14 protein-coding genes and 1 pseudogene are annotated in these 23,071 nt (G+C 71.6%); 12 read left to right on the plus strand and 3 right to left on the minus strand.

What is annotated here, in order from left to right; genetic code table 11:
* The first annotated feature begins 162 nt into the window (after positions 1–162).
* The 6 genes from miaA (at position 163) to hflX (ending at position 8,777) form a co-directional block, all read left to right on the plus strand.
* On the plus strand, positions 163–1,101 hold the full coding sequence (gene miaA, locus ACIHCX_RS05020) for a tRNA (adenosine(37)-N6)-dimethylallyltransferase MiaA (RefSeq protein WP_400026683.1): 939 nt from the start codon (positions 163–165) through the stop codon (positions 1,099–1,101).
* 108 nt (positions 1,102–1,209) lie between these two features.
* Positions 1,210–1,707: a hypothetical protein gene (locus tag ACIHCX_RS05025; RefSeq protein ID WP_400027686.1), complete on the plus strand. Its 498-nt coding sequence runs from the start codon at positions 1,210–1,212 to the stop codon at positions 1,705–1,707.
* A gap of 221 nt (positions 1,708–1,928) precedes the next feature.
* Positions 1,929–2,798 (plus strand): diaminopimelate epimerase, encoded by an 870-nt coding sequence (gene dapF, locus ACIHCX_RS05030; RefSeq protein ID WP_400026685.1) that lies wholly within the window; start codon positions 1,929–1,931, stop codon positions 2,796–2,798.
* Positions 2,799–3,096: 298 nt separating this feature from the next.
* Positions 3,097–5,364 carry a RelA/SpoT family protein gene (locus ACIHCX_RS05035; protein WP_400026686.1) on the plus strand — a complete coding sequence of 756 codons (2,268 nt, stop codon included), beginning with the start codon at positions 3,097–3,099 and terminating at the stop codon, positions 5,362–5,364.
* A 208-nt stretch (positions 5,365–5,572) separates the two neighbouring features.
* A complete protein-coding gene (locus ACIHCX_RS05040; protein ID WP_400026687.1) occupies positions 5,573–7,051 on the plus strand; it encodes a M1 family metallopeptidase in 1,479 nt (492 codons plus the stop codon).
* Between the two features lie 214 nt (positions 7,052–7,265).
* A complete protein-coding gene (gene hflX / locus ACIHCX_RS05045) occupies positions 7,266–8,777 on the plus strand; it encodes a GTPase HflX (protein ID WP_400026689.1) in 1,512 nt (503 codons plus the stop codon).
* Between the two features lie 76 nt (positions 8,778–8,853).
* Here the strand turns inward: hflX and ACIHCX_RS05050 are convergent, their stop codons facing one another.
* Both ACIHCX_RS05050 and ACIHCX_RS05055 read right to left on the minus strand, forming a co-directional pair.
* Positions 8,854–10,074, minus strand: a complete 1,221-nt coding sequence (locus tag ACIHCX_RS05050; protein WP_400026691.1) for a trypsin-like serine peptidase — start codon at positions 10,072–10,074, stop codon at positions 8,854–8,856.
* A 213-nt stretch (positions 10,075–10,287) separates the two neighbouring features.
* Positions 10,288–11,526: a trypsin-like serine peptidase gene (locus ACIHCX_RS05055; protein WP_400026693.1), complete on the minus strand. Its 1,239-nt coding sequence runs from the start codon at positions 11,524–11,526 to the stop codon at positions 10,288–10,290.
* Positions 11,527–11,972: 446 nt separating this feature from the next.
* Here ACIHCX_RS05055 and ACIHCX_RS05060 point away from each other — a divergent pair.
* The 4 genes and pseudogenes from ACIHCX_RS05060 to ACIHCX_RS05075 all read left to right on the plus strand — a co-directional run.
* Positions 11,973–12,569 (plus strand): annotated as a pseudogene (locus ACIHCX_RS05060) (aminotransferase class III-fold pyridoxal phosphate-dependent enzyme); the annotation flags it as partial.
* A gap of 513 nt (positions 12,570–13,082) precedes the next feature.
* On the plus strand, positions 13,083–15,008 hold the full coding sequence (locus ACIHCX_RS05065) for an IucA/IucC family protein (protein WP_400026694.1): 1,926 nt from the start codon (positions 13,083–13,085) through the stop codon (positions 15,006–15,008).
* Between the two features lie 53 nt (positions 15,009–15,061).
* Positions 15,062–15,802, plus strand: a complete 741-nt coding sequence (locus ACIHCX_RS05070; RefSeq protein ID WP_400026695.1) for a GNAT family N-acetyltransferase — start codon at positions 15,062–15,064, stop codon at positions 15,800–15,802.
* A gap of 145 nt (positions 15,803–15,947) precedes the next feature.
* Positions 15,948–17,921 (plus strand): ATP-dependent DNA helicase, encoded by a 1,974-nt coding sequence (locus ACIHCX_RS05075; protein ID WP_400026696.1) that lies wholly within the window; start codon positions 15,948–15,950, stop codon positions 17,919–17,921.
* 169 nt (positions 17,922–18,090) lie between these two features.
* On the opposite strand, the gene lexA is transcribed toward ACIHCX_RS05075, so the two are convergent.
* Positions 18,091–18,870, minus strand: a complete 780-nt coding sequence (gene lexA / locus ACIHCX_RS05080) for a transcriptional repressor LexA (RefSeq protein ID WP_400026698.1) — start codon at positions 18,868–18,870, stop codon at positions 18,091–18,093.
* 573 nt (positions 18,871–19,443) lie between these two features.
* Here lexA and nrdR point away from each other — a divergent pair.
* Both nrdR and ACIHCX_RS05090 read left to right on the plus strand, forming a co-directional pair.
* Positions 19,444–19,998, plus strand: a complete 555-nt coding sequence (gene nrdR, locus ACIHCX_RS05085) for a transcriptional regulator NrdR (RefSeq protein WP_400026699.1) — start codon at positions 19,444–19,446, stop codon at positions 19,996–19,998.
* Between the two features lie 160 nt (positions 19,999–20,158).
* Positions 20,159–23,053 carry a vitamin B12-dependent ribonucleotide reductase gene (locus ACIHCX_RS05090; protein ID WP_400026701.1) on the plus strand — a complete coding sequence of 965 codons (2,895 nt, stop codon included), beginning with the start codon at positions 20,159–20,161 and terminating at the stop codon, positions 23,051–23,053.
* Positions 23,054–23,071 lie beyond the last annotated feature (18 nt).

Raw genomic sequence — 23,071 nt, forward strand, 5'->3', positions numbered from 1 at the left:
GGTCTCCTCCGCCCCTCCGACCGCCGAAGGAGTCGCGCGACCATCGAAGGGAGCCGCGCAAAAACGCCCATACTCATTCGATACCCTATTCGTTCTACCCCTTTACCTGCCGTCACACGACTCGTGCGCGGCACCTCCTGCGGGGTTTGGGAGACTGGTGCGGTGAGCAGCGCACCTTCCGCCCCCCGCGTCATCGCCGTCGTCGGCCCCACTGCGGCCGGAAAGTCCGATCTCGGCGTCTTTCTGGCCCAGCGCCTCGGCGGTGAGGTCGTCAACGCCGACTCCATGCAGCTCTACCGCGGGATGGACATCGGCACCGCGAAGCTGACGCCCGAGGAGCGCGGTGGCGTACCGCACCACCTGCTCGACATCTGGGACGTGACCGTCACGGCGTCCGTAGCCGAGTACCAGCGGCTCGCCCGGGAGCGGATCGACGCGCTGCTCGCCGAGGGGCGCTGGCCGGTCCTGGTCGGCGGCTCCGGCCTGTACGTCCGCGGGGCCGTGGACAACCTGGAGTTCCCGGGCACCGACCCCGAGGTGCGCGCCCGGCTGGAGGACGAACTCACGCTGCGCGGATCCGGGGCGCTGCACGCCCGCCTCGCCGCCGCCGACCCCGGGGCCGCGCGGGCGATCCTGCCCAGCAACGGCCGCCGGATCGTCCGGGCCCTCGAGGTCATCGAGATCACCGGCCGGCCCTTCACCGCCAACCTCCCGGGCCACGACTCGGTCTACGACACCGTGCAGATCGGCGTCGACGTGACCCGCCCCGAACTCGACGAACGGATCGCGCGGCGGGTCGACCGCATGTGGGAGGCGGGGCTCGTGGACGAGGTGCACGCGCTGGAGGCGCGGGGCCTGCGCGAGGGGCGTACGGCGTCGCGTGCGCTCGGCTACCAGCAGGTGCTCGCGGCACTCGCCGGAGAGTGCACGCTCGACGAGGCGCGCGCGGAGACCGTACGCGCCACGAAGCGCTTCGCGCGCCGCCAGGACTCCTGGTTCCGGCGGGACCCCCGTGTGCACTGGCTGAGCGGCGCTGCGGCGGATCTCACAGAACTTCCGCATCTCGCCCTGGCGTTGGTCGAACGACCGGTCACAGCCTGATCACGTCATGGCATCGGGACGCCCAGGCCGTCATCCGGGCCTCCGGCGCCGTGCCATCATCATGCTCGGATCGACCAAATGAAGTCCTAGTTGGGAGGGCGCGTGGCGATGGAGGCCGGCCCTCGCGACACCGCACAAGACACCGACCGCATCACCGTGGAGCGCGGTGACGCGGATCCGGACGAGGGCTCGTTGAGCCCCGACGGGCCCGACGAGACGCAGGGCGGCGTGACCGCGGACGGTCCCGGGCCCGAGGAGATGTTCGCCGGGCCCGAGGTGGAGGTCGAGCTGCGCCCGCAGCGGCGGCTGCGCATCTGGCAGCTGGCCCCGATCGTGGGCCTGGCTGTCGTCGGCTCGCTGATGTTCGCCTTCCCGCTGGCCTTCGACGGCGACAACGGTGCCGTGATCGCCATGCTGGGGCTGCTGATCTGCTCCTGCTCGGCCGGCTGGGGCATGATGGCCGCCCGCCGCGTCGGCCACACCTGGCCGGGCCTGCCGCCGCGCGGTTCCGGGCGGCGCCTGGACTGGCGGGTGCTCGGCGCGTACGTCCTCGTCGTCGCCGTGGTCGTGGTGCTCGCCGTGTGGCGAGTAGCCCGCCTGCGCTGACCCCCACCCGCCCCCGGCTCCGCCGGCCCCCGAGCACCACTGGTACCCGCGGCCCGTCCCCGCAGCCCCGGCCACCACTCACACCCGCGCCCGGCCCCTGGCCCCGCCGGCTCCCGGACACCCTTCTTGCCCGGGATCCGGCGTCGTCCCGTGCCCGGGCGGGCCGGGTCGTCGCTGGGCGTGATCGTGGGGTTGCCGGAGGGACCCCGTACGATCGAGCCATGAGCACGCGCATCCCCTTCCTCAAGGGGCACGGCACGGAGAACGACTTCGTGATCGTCCCGGACCCGGAGAACGCCGTCGAGCTGTCCCCGGCGGCCGTCGCCGCCCTGTGCGACCGCCGGGCGGGCATCGGCGGGGACGGGGTGCTGCACGTCGTGCGTTCCGCCGCGCACCCCGAGGCCCGCGCCATGGCGGCCGAGGCGGAGTGGTTCATGGACTACCGCAACGCCGACGGCTCCGTCGCGGAGATGTGCGGAAACGGCGTGCGGGTGTTCGCGCGCTACCTCCAGCACGCCGGGCACACGACCGAGGGCGACCTCGCGATCGCCACGCGCGGGGGCGTGAAGACCGTGCACATCGCCAAGGACGGTGACGTCACCGTCGGCATGGGCAGGGCGAGGCTCCCCGAAGGGGACGTCACCGTGAGCGTCGGCGGGCGCAGTTGGCCCGCGCGCAACGTGAACATGGGCAACCCGCACGCGGTCGCCTTCGTCGACGACCTCGACGACGCCGGGAACCTGCTCTCCCCGCCGCCCTTCAGCCCGGCCTCCGCCTACCCGGACGGCGTGAACGTCGAGTTCGTCGTCGACCGCGGTCCCCGCCACGTCGCCCTGCGCGTGCACGAGCGCGGCTCGGGCGAGACCCGCTCGTGCGGCACGGGCGCGTGTGCCGTCGCCGTGGCGGCCGCCCGGCGTGACGGCGCCGACCCGGCCGCCACCGGAACCCCGGCGACCTACACGGTGGATCTCCCCGGCGGAACGCTGGTGATCACCGAGCGGCCGGACGGCGAGATCGAGATGACCGGACCCGCGGTGCTCGTCGCCGAGGGCGAGATCGACGCGAAGTGGCTGGAAACAGCGGTCGGCTGACGGTCGGCCGGCTGGGCTTCGCAGCTCCGGCGACCCATGGGAAGGTCATACGTATACCCGGAGACCGGAACAGGCGGTGAATCCACGGCTGACCGCCTGTCAGGTGACTGAAAACCGTAAACCTCCTGGCCATCGCTCGAATGGGTGATCCGTTTCACGCTCGCCGAGAGACGGCCGGTCGGGCGTGCTGGGCTCGGTAGCATCAATCACCGGCCCGGACGGGGGATCCGTTGCCAACCCCTGTGCCGCGTACGCCCTGGGGCGCCCCGTCCACCGGTCCACGCAGCCGGAGGTGCCCATGAGTGCGGATGCCACGAATCCTGCGGCCCCGGGCCCGGTGGCTCCCGCGGGGCCCCGGCGCAGGGCCCGCCCGCGGATCGACCTGCGCCGGCTCGGCCGTGCCGCACTGCTCGGCCCGGCCGCCCGCGACCGGCTTCCGGACGCCATCGGCCACGTGGTCGAGGCCCACCGCGCGCACTTCCCCGAGGCCGACCTCGAACCCCTGCGCCGCGCCTACGTCCTGGCCGAGTCCTCGCACCGCGGTCAGATGCGCAAGAGCGGCGAGCCCTACATCACGCATCCGCTCGCCGTGACCCTCATCCTCGCCGAACTCGGCGCCGAGACCACGACGTTGACCGCGTCCTTGCTGCACGACACCGTCGAGGACACCGACGTGACGCTGGACCAGGTCCGCGAGCAGTTCGGCGAGGAGGTCCGCTACCTCGTCGACGGCGTCACCAAGCTGGAGAAGGTCGACTACGGCGCGGCCGCCGAGCCCGAGACCTTCCGCAAGATGCTCGTCGCCACCGGCAACGACGTCCGCGTGATGTCGATCAAACTCGCCGACCGGCTGCACAACATGCGCACCCTCGGCGTGATGCGCCCGGAGAAACAGGCCCGTATCGCCAAGGTGACCCGGGACGTCCTCATCCCGCTCGCCGAACGGCTCGGCGTGCAGGCGCTCAAGACCGAGCTGGAGGACCTCGTCTTCGCGATCCTGCACCCCGAGGAGTACGCGCACACGCGCGAGTTGATCGGGGAGAACGCGAGTCGCTCCGGCGACCCGCTCACCGAGGTCGCCGAGCAGGTGCGCGACGTGCTGCGCGAAGCGGACGTCCCTGCCGAAGTGCTCGTCAGACCACGGCACTTCGTCTCCATGCACCGGGTCTCCCGCAAGCGCGGCCGACTGCGCGGCTGCGACTTCGGCCGGCTGCTGGTGCTGGTGAACGAGGACGCCGACTGCTACGCCGTCCTCGGTGAGCTGCACACCTGCATGACACCCGTCGTCTCGGAGTTCAAGGACTTCATCGCCGTACCCAAGTTCAACCTGTACCAGTCACTGCACACCGCCGTCGCCCGCGAGGACGGGCAGGTCGTCGAAGTCCTCATCCGCACCCACCAGATGCACAAGGCCGCCGAGGCCGGGGTGGTCGCCCTCGGCAACCCCTACGCTCCCCCCGCGGAGGAGCACTCCGCCGGCGACGGCGAGCGCGCCGACCCCACCCGCCCCGGCTGGCTCTCCCGCCTCCTCGAATGGCAGCGGGCCGCGCCGGACACCGACACCTTCTGGTCCACCCTGCGCGAGGACCTCGCCCAGGACCGCGAGATCGCCGTCTTCCGGCCCGACGGGGGCACTCTGGGCCTGCCCGAGGGCGCCACCTGCGTGGACGCCGCCTATGCGCAGTACGGCGAGGACGCGCACGCGTGCATCGGAGCCCGCGTCAACGGCCGCCTGGCGACCCTGAGCACCGTCCTGAAGGACGGCGACAGCGTCCAGCTCCTGATGGGCCAGGACCCGGCCTCCGAGCCCTCCCGGGAATGGCTGGACCACGCCCACACCCCGGCCGCCCGCATCGCCATCCAACGCCGGCTGGCCACCCGCCAGTCCGCCGCGGACCGGACCCAGGGCACCGGCGGGGACGCCGCACCCGCCGCGGATCGGGCCCAGGGCACCGGCGGGGACGCCGCACCCGCCGCGGGTAGTCCTGCGCGCGCCGGCTCCGCCGAGGTCGCGCGGGCCGGTGCGGAGGCCGGCCCGTCGCCGGTTGCGGGTCCCGTCGGCCCGGTCCCGTCGACCGGGCCCGCCGCGCAGGCCGCCCCCGGGTTCGGCACGGCGAGCGTCGCGGTCGTCGGCAGGTCCGACGCGGCCGCACGGCTCGCGGGCTGCTGTACGCCCGTACCGCCCGACGAGGTCACCGGCTTCGCCGTGCGCGGGGGAGCGGTGACCGTGCACCGTGTGGAGTGCGCCGCGGTCGCGCGGATGAGAAGCGCGGGGCGCGCGGAGTTCGGCGTGCGCTGGGGGGAGACCACCGCGTGCCGTGTCACACTGCTCGCGGAATCGTTCGGCCGCCCCCACCTGCTGGCCGACCTCACCGAGGCCATCGCCCTGGAGGGCGTAGAGATCATCTCCGCGACCGTGGCCCCACCGGCACAGCAGCGCGTCCGCCACACGTACACCCTCCAACTCCCCGACGCGGCCGGGCTCCCGGCCCTGATGCGCGCGATGCGCGACGTGCCGGGCGTCTACGACGTGAGCCGCACCCAGCCTCAACCACCGGGGATGTGAGGCGCGCCTGCCCTGGTCCGCGCGCCCGGGCTGCCGACTCCGCGCCGGGGCTGCCGAGTCCGGGTCCGGGGCGCTCGCTCTCCGCGCCCGCGCGCCACTCCGCTCCACCGCACCTCCGTGGTCCTGGGCTTGCTCCCATGGGGCTCATTCGGGTGGGTTGGGCGCGCGTCGGCGCGGTGCGGTGGGTGGGCGCTGATAGCCGTGATGCATGCCGCTCAGCCTTGGACCACGTGTCCCGCGTCGCCTGAAGGCGACTCTCCTCGCGTCCGCCGCCTGCGCTTGTCTCGTCGCCGCGAGTGCTCCGCCCCAGCCGCTGGGCATCGGTGACCGGCTGTTCCCGTACCTGGGCAACCCGGGGTACGACGTGTCGTCGTACGACCTGTCGTTCACCTACGCCGGTGACCACGGCAAGCCGCTCCGGGCCGTCACCACGATCGACGCGTGGACCACCGAGGACCTGGAGCGCGTGAACCTCGACTTCGCGCACGGCTCGGTCGACTCCGTGGAGGTCGACGGCCTGCCGGCCGATTTCGCCACCGCCGGCGAGGACCTCGTGGTCACCCCGAAGGTCCCGCTGCCCCGAGGCAGTTGGATGCGCATCACCGTGCGTCACACCAGCGACCCGATGCCCGCGAAGGGCCGCGACGGCGGCTGGGTGCGCACCGTGGACGGCCTCGCCATGGCCAACCAGGCCGACGCCGCCCACCTGGTGTTCCCGTGCAACGACCACCCCTCCGACAAGGCGATGTTCACCTTCCACGTCACCGCGCCCGACGGGTACACGGCCGTCGCCAACGGCCTCCCGGCCGGTGTCACCCGGAACGGCGGAACGACGACCTGGACGTACCGCACCCGGCACCCCATGGCCACCGAGCTGGCGCAGGTGTCCATCGGCCGCTCCGCCGTGGTGCACCGCACCGGCCCGCACGGCCTGCCCCTGCGCGACGTCGTCCCCGCCAAGGACCGCAAGGTCCTCGAACCCTGGCTGGCCAGGACCCCCGACCAGATCGCCTGGATGGAGAGCAAGGTCGGGCGGTACCCCTTCGAGACCTACGGCGTGCTCACGGCCTCCGCCGCCACCGGCTTCGAACTCGAGACGCAGACCCTGTCCCTCTTCGAGAAGAAGCTGTTCACCGAACCCGCCTACCCCCGGTGGTACGTCGAGTCGCTCATGGTGCACGAGCTGTCCCACCAGTGGTTCGGCGACAGCGTCAGCCCCCGCACCTGGTCCGACGTGTGGCTCAACGAGGGCCACGCCACCTGGTACGAGGCCCTGTACGCCGACGAGAAGGCGAACAAGCCGCTGGTGACCCGCATGAAGGCCGCCTACGGCGCCTCCGACCGCTGGCGCGAGACCGGCGGACCGCCCGCTCGCCCCAAGCCGCCGAAGTCCGGACAGAAGATCGGCTTCTTCCGTGCGAACGTCTACGACGGCGCCGCGCTCGTCCTCTACGCGCTGCGCCAGGAGATCGGCAAGCCCGCCTTCGAGAGCCTGGAGCGGGCCTGGGTACGGGCCCACCGGGACGGCACGGCCACCACGGCCGACTTCGAACGCCTGGCATCGGGCATCGCCGGACGTGACCTGAGCGGCTTCTTCCAGGCCTGGCTGTACGGCGAGAAGACCCCGCCGATGCCCGGCCACCCCGACTGGAAGCCCACCCCGCCGCCGAAGGAGGCGAGGAAGTGAGCGGACGTGGAAGGAGCGGACGTGGAGGGACGGGACGTGAAGGGAGCGGATACGAAGGGGACGACCCGGAGGAGGAACCCGGAGGAATAACGCAGTGACGAGACGGGCCGTACCGTGCGACCATCTTCAGACCGGCGCGGCAGGGCCACGGGAATCTCCCGAGGCGCCCGTACGTTGTGACCGATGACGGACTCTCCCACCACGTAAGGACCAAATGACCTCCTCTTCTTCCTCTTCCCAGACGTTTGAGGCGTCCCAGGACAGCAAGCGCCTCGCGCACTCCTACCCCGAAGGTCTCCGGGCCGATGCCCTGATGGAAGAGGACGTCACCTGGAGCCACGAGTTCGACGGAGAGCGGGACGGCGATCAGTTCGACCGTTCCGAGCGGGCGGCGCTGCGCCGTGTCGCGGGCCTGTCCACCGAGCTCGAGGACGTCACCGAGGTCGAGTACCGCCAGCTCCGCCTGGAGCGGGTCGTGCTCGTCGGCGTATGGACCTCGGGGACCGCGCGGGACGCGGAGAACTCCCTGGCCGAGCTGGCCGCCCTCGCGGAGACGGCGGGCGCGGTGGTGCTCGACGGCGTGATCCAGCGCCGTGACAAGCCCGACGCGGCCACCTACATCGGCTCCGGCAAGGCGGCCGAGCTGCGCGACGTCGTCCTGGAGACGGGCGCGGACACCGTCATCTGCGACGGCGAGCTCAGCCCGGGCCAGCTGATCCACCTCGAGGACGTCGTCAAGGTCAAGGTCATCGACCGTACGGCCCTGATCCTGGACATCTTCGCCCAGCACGCCAAGTCCCGCGAGGGCAAGGCGCAGGTCGCGCTCGCCCAGATGCAGTACATGCTGCCGAGGCTGCGCGGCTGGGGTCAGTCGCTGTCCCGGCAGATGGGCGGCGGCAGCGGCGGCGGCCTCGCCACCCGCGGTCCCGGTGAGACCAAGATCGAGACGGACCGTCGGCGGATCCGCGAGAAGATGGCGAAGATGCGCCGGGAGATCGCGGAGATGAAGACCGGCCGCGAGATCAAGCGCCAGGAGCGGCGCCGCAACAAGGTGCCCTCCGTCGCCATCGCCGGCTACACCAACGCCGGCAAGTCCTCTCTGCTCAACCGGCTCACCGGCGCGGGCGTCCTGGTCGAGAACGCCCTGTTCGCGACCCTGGACCCGACCGTGCGCCGGGCCGAGACCCCGAGCGGGCGGCTCTACACGCTCGCGGACACCGTCGGCTTCGTCCGGCACCTGCCGCACCACCTGGTCGAGGCGTTCCGCTCCACCATGGAGGAGGTCGGGGACTCCGACCTGATCCTGCACGTGGTGGACGGCTCCCACCCCGACCCGGAGGAGCAGCTGGCCGCGGTGCGCGAGGTGATCAGGGACGTCGGCGCCACCGACGTACCCGAGATCGTCGTGGTCAACAAGGCGGACGCGGCGGACCCGCTGGTGATCCAGCGGCTGCTGCGGATCGAGAAGCGCTCCCTCGTCGTCTCGGCCCGCACCGGGCAGGGCATCGCCGAGCTGCTCGCGCTGATCGACAGCGAGCTGCCCCGGCCGTCCGTCGAGATCGAGGCGCTGGTGCCGTACACCCACGGCAAGCTGGTCGCCCGTGCCCACACCGAGGGCGAGGTGATCTCCGAGGAGCACACCGCGGAGGGCACCCTGCTCAAGGCCCGGGTGCACGAGGAGCTCGCGGCGGAGCTGGCACCGCACGTGCCCGCCCCCGCGCTCTGACCCACCGCCGCACGGCCCGAGGGCCCGCCCCCTGCGACAGGGGGCGGGCCCTCGGCTTCGTCACCGGCTCACCGGCTCACCGGCCGCCGTACGTCCTGCTCATGTTCTGGTACAGCGCCTCCGCGCCCTGACCGAGCTGCGGACCCGCCAGCCAGGTGTGGTCCGCCGGACCGATCGAGGTGTTGGACACCAGCTTGGTCCTGCCGTCCACCACGCGGAACCAGCCGCCGCCGGAGGAGCCGCCGGTCATGGTGCAGCCGATGCGGTACATCGTCGGGAGCGACGGGCTGAGCGACAGCCGGCCCGGCCGGTCGACGCAGCGGAACATCGTCAGCCCGCTGTACGGAGGCGCGGCCGGGTAGCCCCAGGCGCCCATCGTGGCGACCTGCGTCGCGGGCGGCGCGGAGAAGTCCACGTCCAGCGCCGCTCCGACGGTCTCCTCCAGCGACCGGGCACCGGACTGCGGCTTCACGTGCAGCACGGCGTAGTCGTACGCCGCGCCCGCGCCGCCCGTCTCGGAACCGCCCTGGATCCACTGGCTGGAGGTGGACGCCCAGTCCGCCCACCAGGCGCCGTACGGGGCGACCTCGGAGACCTTGGCGTTGCTCAGCTGCGCCGCGGACTTGCCGAGGTCGTTGTAGGCCGGCACGAACGCGATGTTGCGGTACCAGCCGCCGTCCCGGCCGGCGTGCACGCAGTGACCTGCGGTCCACACCAGGTTGGACTTGCCGGGGTGGTTGACGTCCTTGACGACCGTGCCCGAGCAGACCATCGAGCCCTGGGGCGAGTCGAAGAAGACCTTGCCGACCGGCGCGGCGTTCTCGTGGTACGGCGTCTTCTCCGCCTGCGCCCGGACCGGCTCCGGGGCCGGGTCGCTGACGCCCTGGTCGGCGGCGGCGTCCTTGGTGGAGATCGTCTTGTTGGCCTCCTGGGCGGACTTCATCCGCTCGGGCTTCCACAGGCCCTCGATCACCGGGTTGACGAAGTCCTTGGCCTCACTGAGCCACTTGTCCTTGTCCCAGTCCTTCCAGCCGCCGTTCTTCCACTTGTCGACGTCGACCCCGTGCTCCTTGAGCTTGTTCGCGATGTCGGCGGGAATCCTGGCCTTGCCGTCGCCGCTACCGCTGTCCGCGGTCTGCGAAGCCGTGGCGTCCGATGCGCCGGCGGCGGCGTCGGCCGAGCCCGAGCTGTCGCAGGCGGTGCCGGTGAGCGCCAGGGCCGCGACGAGCCCGGTGGCGGCGAGAACGCTGCGCCGGCGCGAGCGCCGGGGCGTGGCGGACCCAGGTATCGACTGCATGGTGCGATGAACCCCCGTCGGTTGGTGTGCATGCCGGTTGGTGTGCATGCCGGGCGCCCGGCCCGAGCGCCGAGCACCCTTGGTGTCATGAGCTTGTCATCCGGGCTTGCGTGCGGAGCCGTCCGGAGCGGCACCCCACTATGCCCGGGGAATCGAGGGCGAACGGCGGCGGGATGGTGAAGGTTCCCGTGAGACACCCCGCCGCCCCCCGGCCTACTGTCCGGCGAACTTCCCGCTGACCGCGTTGTACACGCCCTTGGCCTCAGAGCCCAGGCGCGGACCCGCCAGCCAGCCGGCCGTCACCGGGCCGATCGAGGTGTTGGAGACCAGAGCGGGCTTGCCGTCCGAGCCGGTCGCCACCCAGCCGCCGCCGGAGGAGCCGCCGGTCATGGTGCAGCCGATGCGGTACATCGTCGGGTCCGAGGCGTTCAGCGACAACCGGCCCGGCTTGTCCTGGCACTGGTACAGCCGCTGCCCGTCGTACGGCGGAGCGGCCGGGTAGCCGGTCGCGGTCATGCTCCGCACCTGCGGCACGGCCGGGGCGGCGAAGTCCACGGGCAGCGCCGTGCCGACGGTCTCCTCCAGCGACTTGCCGTCGCCGCCCTGCTCGGGCGTCACATGGATGACGGCGAAGTCGTAGGGGGCACCCTGCCCACCGGTCGGACCGCCCTGCTCGATCCACTGATCCGAGGTCTGCGCCCAGTCTCCCCACCACACGCCGTACGGCGCGACCTCGTCCTTGGTGGCGTTCTGGAGGTCGGCGGTGCTGCGGCCCGCGTCGTTGTACGACGGCACGAACGCGATGTTGCGGTACCAGCCGCCCTTCTTGCCGGCGTGCACGCAGTGGCCGGCCGTCCACACGAGGTTCGACTTGCCCGGGTGCGCCGGGTCCTGAACGACCGTCGCCGAGCAGACCATCGTGCCCTCGGGGGCGTCGAAGAGCACCTTGCCCGCCGTCGCCGCGTTCGCGTGGTACGTCGGCGAGACCGCACGCGCCGTCACCGGGGCCGGGGTCGGGTCGGTGACACCCTGGTCGCCGGAGAGGTCGTTGTCGTCGACGCCCTTGTCCGGGTCCTTGGCGCGGCGCATCCGGTCGGGATCCCACAGGTCCTTGATGATCGGGTTGACGAAGTCCTTCGCCTCACGGAGCCAGTCGTCCTGGTTCCAGTCCTTCCAGGCGCCGTTCTTCCACTTGTCGATGTCGATCCCGTGTTCCTTGAGCTTCTTCCTGACATCGTCCGGGATCTTGATCTTTCCGTCGCCGGTCACGCCCGAGTCGTCGGCGGTCGCGGCGGAGGAGGGCCGGCCGTCGGCCTCGCTGTCGCCCGAGTCGCAGGCGGTTGCGAAGAGCGCGAGCGCGGAGGCCAGGGTGACGGCGGTCAGCGCGGGTGAGGTTCTACGGCGGGCGCCCCCTCCTCGACACGTGGTGAAGAACGGGCGTATGGGTCGCATGCTCTGACTCCCCCTGCTGTGAACGGACTTGCTGCTTGCCGCGGCATTCTCACCCTGAGATCGGGCCCAGTTCACCCTGATCCCACGGCGTGCGCGAACGGCACCACACACTATGCGTTCGGCGTGGGGGACCGCCGACGGGACGGCAACGGTTTCGCTACGGGCGACGGTTCCGTCACGGGCCGTCCGCGGCCGTGGGCGTCGACCGGGCAACCTTCCATAGCAGCAGGGATCTTGAGCGCACCCGTAACCGTGCGGACCGTCCGGGGTTGTAGCGGTGAGGGTCCTGATGTCCGCGTCCGGGACCCGTGCCGCGGGCGGCGACCCGCCCGGCAGCGTGAGGCCTGCGCCTCGCGTCAGTGGCGGGCCGACGCCCTGGGACAGCGGGAGGACGAAGAGCCGTGACCGTGACGGAGTCTGCGCCCGGCAGGTGCGCGTCCGCGGAGGGGCGCGCCTCGCTGGCCGTGTTGGTCTACCGAGACGACCTTGACGTCCGGGAACCCGGCGCCCATGCGGGGACGTTCCGCGGCAACCAGCTCGCCATGGCCGCGGGCACGGCCACCCTGGCTCATGTCCGGGAGAGCCGCCTCGTCGAACGCGCGGTTTCCCTCGGCGTCCACATGCTGGCCCAACTGCGCGGCCTGGCCAGCCACTTCCCCTGCATCGGCGAGGTGCGGCGACGGGGGCTGATGATCGGCCTCGAACTGGTGAACCCGGAGGGTGCGCCCGAGTGGGACAGCGGCGGCGGGGCGGGCTTGCCCCGCGTCCTAGAGCCCCGTCCCGCCGCACCCGAACTCGCCGCGACCGTCCAACAGGAGCGCCTGTGGCGGGGCTTGATCGTCGAACTCGGTGACCGCCACGCAAGCGTCGTACGTCTGCTTCCCCCGCTGACGATCACCGACGAGCAGGTCGCCGCCGTGCTCGGCCGCCTGGCCGACGCGGTCGAGGCGGCGGCCCGGAGCCACACCGGCCGAGCCGGTCAGGAGCGCCGGATCTCTCGGAGGCAGCCGAGCCCCACCGGCCGCCCGGAAGGCGCGGGGTAGCAGCCCCGCCCGCGTCCATCGACGGACGCCGCCCGGGGCGAGCAGGCCCGACGCCGACGCCGCCACCAACGCCGCTCGGCCGCCCGGACCGAGGCAGTGGTGCCGGAGGCGGCCCGGACGAGTCGTCCGTTGCCCATAGTCCGTCGCCCGTCGCCCGTCGCCCGTCGCCCGCCGTCCGCCGTCCGCCGTCCGCCGTCCGTCGCCCGTCGCCCGCCGTCCGCCGTCCGCCGTCCGCCGTCCGCCGCCCGCCGTCCGCCGTCCGCCGTCCGCCGTCCGCCGTCCGTAGTCCGCAGCCCGTTGGCCCGTAGCCCGGCGCCTGCCGAACCCCAGCCTCCGGGCCCCGGGACCGGATGGACCGCTGAAGAAACGACCGCCCGCCCAGCCGCCCCACCGCTTGGTCCGTATCGCACCGCCGCTGCCTCCACCGCTGTCTCCACTGTCGCCTCCACCACCGCCCGGCCGGTCCGTCAGCTGCCGGACGGGTCGACCCGAACGTCACCCTCAGGAGCCGTCTTGAACCTCACCTCCACCTCCTACGGCCGCTCCCGCACCCACGACCCGGCCGAGGAGTTCCCCCTGCAGGCGAGAAGGACTGCGGCCGCCCCGCAGCCCGACGGCACGGCCACCGACCCCCTGGAGCACTCTGACCCGCACACCGCCGCCCAGGCCGCGGCCGTGGAGAACCTCCTGCGTTGCTGGGTGCGCGAGACCGGCACCGCCGCCCCCGGCTACGGCACCCTCCGTATCCCCCTCAGGACCAGCGGGACGGCCCTGCTCGTCCCGGTTCACCACTGGTCCCCGACGGGCTGGCACCGCTTCGGCCTGCCCTACCTGGCCGACGCGCCGGAGGACGCCCCGCCGGCCGACGCCGTCACGGTCGCCACGCTGCTCGTGCGGGAAGCACGCGCCAGGAACCGTGCCCCCAGGACCTCGCCGGCGCCCACAGCCGTCGACCCGTTCGCGAACCGGACTTCGGCCGAGCCCTCCGACACCGCCGCCCTGGACCTCGTCGCCCGTGTCGCCGACTCCGTTCGTGGCACCACCCTCTTCCTGCGCGACCGCCGGCACCGTCCCAGCGACGGAACCGACCGCTTCCTCTCCGCCGAGCAGGCCCTCCTGCTCGGACACCCGCTGCACCCGACCCCCAAGAGCCGCGAAGGCCTGTCGGAAACCGAAGTCCGCCACTACTCGCCCGAATTGCGAGGCTCCTTCCCGTTGCACTGGATGGCGGTCGCCCACTCCGTACTCGCCACCGACTCGGCCTGGACCGAACGCGGCCGGACCGTGCCCGCCGGCCTGCTCACCGCCCGGCTCGCCGGGGCGGGGCTGCCCCTGCCCGACGGATACACCGCCCTGCCGCTGCACCCGTGGCAGTGGGGCGAGATGCGCCACCGCCCGGGTACGGCGGCCCTGCTCGACGCGGGTCTACTGCGCGACCTGGGTCCCTACGGGCCGCCCTGGCACCCCACCTCCTCCGTACGCACCGTCCACCGCACCGGCGCGGCCGCCACGCTCAAGCTGTCACTGGGCCTGCGCATCACCAACTCCCGTCGTGAGAACCTCCGCAAGGAACTGCACCGCGGTGTCGAGGTCCACCGGCTGCTGCGCAGCGGCCTCTCGCAGCAGTGGCGCGCCGCCCACCCCGGCTTCGACATCGTCCGCGACCCGGCCTGGCTGGCCGTGGACCAGGACGGAGCACCCGTGCCGGGTCTGGACGTGGTGATCCGGCACAACCCGTTCGACCCGTGGGACGACGTCTCCTGCGTCGCCGGACTCGTGGCACCCCGGCCCTACCCCCGGGCCGGTGCCCCGCTCTCCCTGCGGTCCCGCCTGGCCGAGGTCGTCACCGGCCTCGCCGTCCGCACCGGCCGCCCGTCGAGAGCCGTCGCCACCGAGTGGTTCCTGCGCTACCTCGAGCAGGTGGTCCGCCCCGTGCTGTGGCTGGACGGCGAGGCCGGAGTCGCCCTGGAGGCGCACCAGCAGAACACGCTGCTCCTGCTGGACGACGAAGGCTGGCCGGCGGGCGGTCGCTACCGCGACAACCAGGGCTACTACTTCCGCGTCTCCCGGCACGCGGAACTCGACGCCAGGCTGCCCGGCATCGGCGAGCACAGCGACACCTTCGTCTCCGACGACGTCACCGACGAACGCTTCGCCTACTACCTGGCCGTCAACAACGTGTTCGGTCTCATCGGCGCCTTCGGCTCCCAACGGCTCGCCGACGAGCGGCTGCTGCTGGCCGCTTTCCGCCGCTTCCTCGCCGACGCGGCCTCCGGCCCCACCCGCACGCGCTCCACCCTGCCGGCCCGCCTGCTCGACTCCCCGGTCCTGCGCTGCAAGGCCAACCTGCTGACCCGGCTGCACGGCCTCGACGAACTCGTCGGCCCGGTCGACACCCAGTCCGTCTACGTCACCATCGCCAACCCCCTGTACCTCTGATCCACACTCCGACTCCCGCCTTCCGCACACCCGTCTTCCGAGAGGAGCGCGCCATGCCTCCCACCGATGCCGGCGCCGCCACCGGGCAAGGGCCGGCCACCGCTCCCCACCCCCGTCCGACCGAGGCGGGTGCCGAGGGAGAGGACACCCTCGAGCTGCGCCTGCCGGACGACTTCGTCGCGCGCTTCCGAGCGGCGAACAGGACGGGCACCCCGGCCATGGCCGACCTGCTCGACAGCGTGGGCGACTGGGGGCCCACCCCCACACCCGCGGGCGCCTTCCAGCTGGTTCCCGTCCGGCTCGAGCGGGACCTACCGCTGATCAGTCGCTGGATGAACGACCCCGCCGTCGCGGAGTTCTGGCAGCTGTCGGGGCCGCGGGGTGTGACCGAGGCCCATCTGCTCGCGCAACTCGGCGGCGACGGCCGCAGCGTCCCCTGTCTCGGGCTGCTCGAGGGCACGCCGATGAGCTACTGGGAGATCTACCGGGCCGACCTCGATCCGCTGGCCCGGTACTACCCGGCCCGCCCGCACGACACCGGTATCCATCTCCTCGTCGGTGGGGTCGCCGACCGTGGGCGGGGGCTCGGCAGCACCCTGCTCAGAGCCGTGGCCGACCTGGTGCTCGATCGACGCCGCACATGTGCCCGCGTCCTCGCGGAACCCGACCTTCGCAACGCACCCTCCCTGGCCGCATTTCTGAGCGCCGGTTTCCGGTTCGCCGCCGAGGTCGACCTGCCCGACAAGCGGGCCGCCCTCATGATCCGCGACCGGATCCTGCGCGATCTGCTGTGACCATGAGCCACAGTGTCATCACTTCTGGTACACCTCTCGGCCCGATCCGGTTCCCACCCCGCCGGACCCGCGGGGGAGATACCCAGCCACCGGTCCCCGCCTTGATCGCCCGATTGTCGGTCCCGAGCCGTAGGGTGGTCGCGCTATGACGAAGCCCTCCCTCCCCGAACTCCTGCATGCCGCCGTCGCCGCCGTCGGCGGTACGGAGCGCCCCGGCCAGGTGACCATGGCCCAATCCGTCGCGGACGCGATCGACGACGGCTCGCATCTGCTGGTCCAGGCCGGCACCGGCACCGGAAAGTCCCTCGGCTACCTCGTGCCCGCCCTGGCCCATGGGGAGAGAGTGGTCGTGGCCACTGCGACCCTCGCCCTCCAGCGCCAGCTCGTCGAGCGGGACCTGCCGCGCACGGTCGACGCCCTGCACCCGCTGCTGCGCCGCCGCCCGGAGTTCGCCATGCTCAAGGGCCGGTCGAACTATCTGTGCCTGCACCGCCTGCACGAGGGCATGCCACAGGACGAGGAGGAGGGGCTGTTCGACCAGTTCGAGGCGGCCGCGCCCACCAGCAAGCTGGGCCAGGACCTGCTGCGGCTGCGTGACTGGGCCGACGAGACCGAGTCCGGCGACCGCGACGACCTGGCGCCCGGAGTGTCCGACCGGGCCTGGGCACAGGTGTCGGTCTCGTCGCGGGAGTGCCTGGGCGCCTCCAAGTGCGCCTACGGCGCCGAGTGCTTCGCCGAGATGGCCCGGGAGCACGCCAAGCTCGCCGAGGTCGTCGTCACCAACCACGCGCTGCTCGCGATCGACGCCATCGAGGGCGCGCCGGTCCTCCCGCAGCATGAGGTGCTCATCGTCGACGAGGCGCACGAACTCGTCTCCCGGGTCACCGGCGTCGCCACCGGAGAGCTCACCCCCGGCCAGGTCAACCGCGCGGTGCGCCGCGCCGCCAAGCTGGTGAACGAGAAGGCCGCCGATCAGCTGCAGACCGCGGCCGAGGGCTTCGAGCGTCTGATGGAGCTCGCCCTGCCGGGCCGTCTGGAGGAGATCCCCGAGGACCTCGGCTATGTGCTGCTGGCCCTGCGGGACGCCTCGCGCAACGTCATCTCCGCGCTCGGCGCCACCCGGGACAGGTCGGTCCAGGACGAGGACGCCGTCCGCAAACAGGCCCTGGCCTCCGTGGAGAACGTGCACGACGTCGCGGAGCGCATCACCAACGGTTCCGAGTGGGACGTCGTCTGGTACGAGCGCCACGACCGCTTCGGCGCCTCCCTGCGCGTCGCGCCCATGTCCGTCTCGGGCCTGCTGCGGGAGAAGCTCTTCGCGGACCGCTCCGTCGTCCTGACCTCCGCGACCCTCAAACTCGGCGGCGACTTCAACGGCGTCGGCGCCTCCCTCGGGCTCGCGCCGGAGGGCACCGAGGGCGACGACGCGCCGCAGTGGAAGGGCGTCGACGTCGGCTCGCCCTTCGACTATCCCAAGCAGGGCATCCTGTACATCGCCAAGCACCTGTCGCGGCCCGCGCGGGACGGTGACCGGGGCGACATGCTCGACGAGCTGACGGAGCTGATCCAGGCGGCGGGCGGGCGCACGCTCGGCCTGTTCTCCTCCATGCGGGCGGCCCAGCTGGCCGCGGAGGAGCTGCGCGGCCGTATCCCCGAGTTCCCGATCCTGCTCCAGGGCGAGGAGACGCTGGGCGAACTGATCAAGAACTTCGCGGCGGATCCCAGGACGTGCCTCTTCGGCACGTTGTCGCTCTGGCAGGGCGTGGACGTCCCCGGGCCCAGCTGCCAGCTGGTCGTCATGGACAAGATCCCGTTCCCCCGCCCCGACGACCCGGTGATGAGCGCCCGCCAGAAGGCCGTGGAGGACGCCGGGGGCAACGGCTTCATGGCGGTGGCCGCCACGCACGCCGCGCTCCTCATGGCCCAGGGCGCCGGACGTCTCGTACGGGCGTCGGGGGACCGCGGCGTGGTCGCCGTACTGGATCCGCGCCTGGCGACGGCCCGGTACGGCGGCTATCTGAAGGCGTCGCTGCCGGACTTCTGGTCCACCACGGACCGCAACCAGGTGCGCAAGTCGCTGGCGGCCATCAACGCGGTGGCCGAGCAGGAGGGGAACTGAGCGCGGGGGTAGCCTGACCGGCGCCGGTCAGGCTACCCCCGCACTCCGGAAGCGCGGTGACCGGGGCCGGCCCCTACGGGGCCGTACACAGCACGGAGCCCCGGAACCGGCGCAGGGGTCCCGGGGCCCGATCAAGGGGGCAGGTGGGCGAGTGTGCCCGACGCGGTTCTCACACGCGCCGCAGCACCGCCACCACCTTGCCGAGGATGGTCGCGTCGTCGCCCGGGATCGGCTCGTAGGCCGCGTTGTGCGGGAGGAGCCAGACGTGGCCGTCCTCGCGCTTGAAGCGCTTGACGGTGGCCTCGCCGTCGATCATCGCGGCCACGATGTCGCCGTTCTCGGCGACCTGCTGACGGCGGACGGTGACCCAGTCGCCGTCGCAGATCGCGGCCTCGATCATCGAGTCGCCGACGACCTTGAGGACGAACAGCTCTCCGTCACCGACCAGCTGCCGGGGGAGGGGGAAGACGTCCTCGACCGACTCCTCGGCGAGGATGGGGCCACCGGCCGCGATCCGGCCGACCAGAGGGACGTACGACGCGGCCGGCTTGCCGACCGTGTCCGTCGGCTGCAACGCGGTGGCCTGGTCCGAGCCGCGGACCTCGTACGCCCGCGGACGGTGCGGATCGCGCCGCAGGAAACCCTTGCGCTCGAGCGCCATGAGCTGATGTGCGACCGAGGAGGTGCTGGAGAGGCCGACCGCCTGCCCGATCTCCCGCATGGACGGTGGGTAGCCGCGCCGCTGCACGGAGTCCCTGATGACTTCGATCACCCGGCGCTGGCGATCGGTGAGGCCCGAGCTGTCCGCCCGGATCCCCGGAGGTCGGCCCGGCAGGGAGCGCTTGTGCCCCTCTGGATTCGTGGCTTCGTTCATCGCATGCACCGGCTCGAGTCGGTCCTGGGAGCGGTCCTGGGCAGTGATGGTGGCACTGTCTGCGGTGGTGGTCACGTCGGCCCCTCTCGATGGTCTCCCTCCGGCACAACGGTAGTTGCTTTCGAAAGGTTGCGCCAAACACACGTTCGAGTGAAAAAAGGCCGTCAGCCGGACTTGAATCCGTATCTGGGTGTATGGGCAATGTGGTCCCCGGCGGGCAAAAGGGCTCATTGTTGTACTCTTCACCGCCGGGACGGCCGCCTCGTAAGGTGCCGCGTGCCGCCCCAGTCTGTCATCCGGTGCCCCTTCAGTCGGGTACCGCCTCCGGTCTGCCCGGGAGTCCCACGCGTCCTCCGTGCGGCGCTCACGGTATCTCCGTAAGCTCCCTCCGCGGGATTGGACGTCAGTGGCGCGTTGCCCGTGGTGGCTCTGCCGCCCGGCGTCCGGTCGCATTCGCGCGACACGCGCGCATCGCCTGCCCGTAGGGAGTCAATCCCCACATGTAGTGGTTGGATGGCTACAGCGGCCCACAGATTGTGTTCCCCCCGGTCTTCGGGCCGCAGTTCATCGCCTATGCTTGTGCCTGCTTCGCGGGGCCCATGAGCCTGGCGAGGCCCATGAGTCTGCTGTGAGGAGGGTTGGAGTCCCATGCACTGCCCCTTCTGCAGGCACCCCGACAGCCGCGTGGTCGACAGCCGTACGACGGACGACGGCACGTCCATCCGCAGGCGCCGCCAGTGCCCTGACTGCTCCCGTCGGTTCACGACAGTGGAGACGTGCTCGCTCATCGTGGTCAAGCGGTCCGGGGTCACCGAGCCCTTCAGTCGGATCAAGGTCATCAACGGTGTGCGCAAGGCCTGCCAGGGGCGGCCCGTCACCGAGGACGCGCTCGCCCAGCTCGGCCAGCGGGTCGAGGAGGCGGTGCGCGCCAGCGGCAGCGCCGAGGTGGCCGCTCACGAGGTGGGGCTCGCCATACTCGGCCCCCTGAAGGAGCTCGACCTCGTCGCCTATCTGCGGTTCGCGTCCGTCTACCGGGCGTTCGACTCGCTCGAGGACTTCGAGTCCGCCATCGCGGAACTCAGAGAAGGAACGGGGCGCCCCGCCGCGCAGGACGGCGACTGCCCTGGCGTGGGCGGCCAGGAAGACGGCCGCGGGCGTGGTGGGACGGCTGAGGTCCCCCTGCCCGCAGGCACCGCCGACTGAGGAGCGGGCCGATCCGGACGGCGCGTCCGGATCCGGCTCGGCGGCGGTGAGGAAGACCTGTCGCGGGTGGCAGCGAGGGTGCCCGCGGCACCAGACAGAACACCGTGCCCCGGAACAACAGGGGCACTTCAGGGCGTTTACGCCCGTACAGGGAGGCGGCATGACAGAGACGGCGAGCGGCCCGGCACGAGGTTCCCGAGCCAAGGGCACCAAGGCAGGCAAGGGGCTGCGTATCGAGCGCATCCACACCACCCCCGGCGTGCACCCGTACGACGAGGTGGCCTGGGAGCGCCGTGACGTCGTCATGACCAACTGGCGCGACGGCTCGGTCAACTTCGAGCAGCGTGGCGTCGAGTTCCCCGACTTCTGGTCGGTGAACGCGGTCAACATCGTCACCAGCAAGTACTTCCGCGGTGCCGTCGGCACCCCGCAGCGCGAGACCAGCCTCAGGCAGCTGATCGACCGCATTGTGAAGACGTACCGGCAGGCCGGCGAGGACAACAAGTACTTCGCCTCGCCCACCGACGCCGAGATCTTCGAGCACGAGCTGGCCTACGCCCTCCTGCACCAGATCTTCAGCTTCAACAGCCCCGTCTGGTTCAACGTCGGCACCAAGCAGCCCCAGCAGGTCTCCGCCTGCTTCATCCTGTCCGTCGACGACTCCATGGAGTCGATCCTCGACTGGTACAAGGAAGAGGGCATGATCTTCAAGGGCGGCTCCGGCGCCGGCCTGAACCTGTCCCGCATCCGCTCCTCCAAGGAGCTGCTCTCCTCCGGCGGCAACGCCTCCGGGCCCGTCTCCTTCATGCGCGGCGCCGACGCCTCCGCCGGCACCATCAAGTCCGGCGGCGCCACCCGCCGCGCGGCCAAGATGGTCATCCTCGACGTCGACCACCCCGACATCGAGGACTTCATCCAGACCAAGGTCACGGAGGAGGAGAAGATCCGCGCCCTGCGCGACGCGGGCTTCGACATGGACCTCGGCGGTGATGACATCACCTCCGTCCAGTACCAGAACGCCAACAACTCGGTTCGCGTGAACGACACGTTCATGAAGGCGGTCGAGCAGAGTGGCTCGTTCGGTCTGCGTGCGCGGATGACCGGCGAGGTCATCGAGCAGGTCGACGCCAAGGACCTGTTCCGGAAGATGGCCGAGGCCGCCTGGGCCTGCGCCGACCCGGGCATCCAGTACGACGACACGATCAACCACTGGCACACCTGCCCGGAGTCCGGCCGCATCAACGGCTCGAACCCCTGCAGCGAGTACATGCACCTGGACAACACGTCCTGCAACCTCGCCTCGCTGAACCTGATGAAGTTCCTCAAGGACGATGGCCAGGGCCACCAGTCCTTCGAGGTCGAGCGCTTCGCCCAGGTCGTCGAGCTGGTCATCACGGCGATGGACATCTCCATCTGCTTCGCGGACTTCCCGACCCAGAAGATCGGCGAGAACACGCGCGCGTACCGCCAGCTCGGCATCGGCTACGCCAACCTCGGCGCGCTGCTGATGGCGACGGGCCACGCCTACGACTCCGACGGCGGCCGCGCCCTCGCCGGTGCCATCACCTCCCTGATGACGGGTACCGCCTACAGGCGCTCGGCCGAGCTCGCCGCGGTCGTCGGCCCGTATGACGGCTACGCCCGCAACTCCCAGCCGCACCTGCGGGTGATGAAGCAGCACGCCGACGCCAACGCCACGGCCGTCCGCATGGACGACCTGGACTCGCCCGTCTGGGCCGCCGCCACGGAGGCCTGGCAGGACGTGCTGCGGATCGGTGAGAAGAACGGCTTCCGCAACTCCCAGGCGTCCGTCCTCGCGCCCACCGGCACGATCGGCCTGGCCATGTCCTGCGACACCACCGGTGTCGAGCCCGACCTCGCGCTGGTCAAGTTCAAGAAGCTGGTCGGCGGCGGCTCGATGCAGATCGTCAACGGCACCGTCCCGCAGGCCCTGCGCCGCCTGGGCTACCAGGAGGAGCAGATCGAGGCGATCGTCGCCCACATCGCCGAGCACGGCAACGTGGTCGACGCTCCCAGCCTCAAGCAGGAGCACTACGAGGTCTTCGACTGCGCCATGGGCGAGCGCGCCATCTCGCCGATGGGCCACGTCCGCATGATGGCCGCGATCCAGCCGTGGATCTCCGGCGCCATCTCCAAGACGGTCAACATGCCGGAGTCGGCGACCGTCGAGGAGGTCGAGGAGATCTACTTCGAGGCGTGGAAGCTGGGCGTCAAGGCGCTCGCCATCTACCGCGACAACTGCAAGGTCGGCCAGCCGCTCTCCGCCAAGAAGAAGGAGGACGAGAAGGCCGAGATCACCGAGAAGGCCGAGGGCACGATCCGCAGCGCGGTCGAGAAGGTCGTCGAGTACCGCCCGGTCCGCAAGCGTCTGCCCAAGGGCCGGCCCGGCATCACCACCTCCTTCACGGTCGGCGGCGCCGAGGGCTACATGACCGCCAATTCCTACCCGGACGACGGTCTCGGCGAGGTCTTCCTGAAGATGTCCAAGCAGGGCTCGACGCTCGCGGGAATGATGGACGCCTTCTCGATCGCCGTGTCGGTGGGCCTTCAGTACGGCGTGCCGCTGGAGACGTACGTCTCGAAGTTCACCAACATGCGCTTCGAGCCGGCCGGTATGACCGACGACCCGGACGTGCGGATGGCGCAGTCGATCGTCGACTACATCTTCCGCCGCCTGGCGCTGGACTTCCTGCCCTTCGAGACGCGCTCCGCACTCGGCATCCACTCCGCCGAGGAGCGTCAGCGCCACCTCGAGACCGGTTCCTACGAGCCGACCGACGACGAGCTCGACGTCGAGGGCCTGGCCCAGTCGGCGCCCCGGCAGACCGACCTGAAGGCGGTCGCCGCGCCGAAGGCCGAGGTCGAGGTGGCCAAGCCCGCTCCCCAGCAGGCGCACACCAGCGCCGAGCTGGTGGAGATGCAGCTGGGAATCCAGGCCGACGCCCCGCTGTGCTTCTCCTGCGGTACGAAGATGCAGCGGGCCGGCTCCTGCTACATCTGCGAGGGCTGCGGTTCGACCAGCGGTTGCAGCTGACCTGACGGGTACGCCGTG

Source organism: Streptomyces sp. NPDC052043 (assembly GCF_044548235.1).
Taxonomy (GTDB): domain Bacteria; phylum Actinomycetota; class Actinomycetes; order Streptomycetales; family Streptomycetaceae; genus Streptomyces.

Coding starts and splice junctions, on each gene's coding strand:
- ACIHCX_RS05040 (WP_400026687.1), top strand. CDS start 5,573: ATGCCGCTCAGCCTTGGACCACGTGTCCCGCGTCGCCTGAAGGCGACT.
- ACIHCX_RS05090 (WP_400026701.1), top strand. CDS start 20,159: ATGACAGAGACGGCGAGCGGCCCGGCACGAGGTTCCCGAGCCAAGGGC.
- ACIHCX_RS05035 (WP_400026686.1), top strand. CDS start 3,097: ATGAGTGCGGATGCCACGAATCCTGCGGCCCCGGGCCCGGTGGCTCCC.
- ACIHCX_RS05050 (WP_400026691.1), bottom strand. CDS start 10,074: ATGCAGTCGATACCTGGGTCCGCCACGCCCCGGCGCTCGCGCCGGCGC.
- ACIHCX_RS05025 (WP_400027686.1), top strand. CDS start 1,210: ATGGAGGCCGGCCCTCGCGACACCGCACAAGACACCGACCGCATCACC.
- hflX (WP_400026689.1), top strand. CDS start 7,266: ATGACCTCCTCTTCTTCCTCTTCCCAGACGTTTGAGGCGTCCCAGGAC.
- nrdR (WP_400026699.1), top strand. CDS start 19,444: ATGCACTGCCCCTTCTGCAGGCACCCCGACAGCCGCGTGGTCGACAGC.
- dapF (WP_400026685.1), top strand. CDS start 1,929: ATGAGCACGCGCATCCCCTTCCTCAAGGGGCACGGCACGGAGAACGAC.
- ACIHCX_RS05075 (WP_400026696.1), top strand. CDS start 15,948: ATGACGAAGCCCTCCCTCCCCGAACTCCTGCATGCCGCCGTCGCCGCC.
- ACIHCX_RS05055 (WP_400026693.1), bottom strand. CDS start 11,526: ATGCGACCCATACGCCCGTTCTTCACCACGTGTCGAGGAGGGGGCGCC.
- ACIHCX_RS05070 (WP_400026695.1), top strand. CDS start 15,062: ATGCCTCCCACCGATGCCGGCGCCGCCACCGGGCAAGGGCCGGCCACC.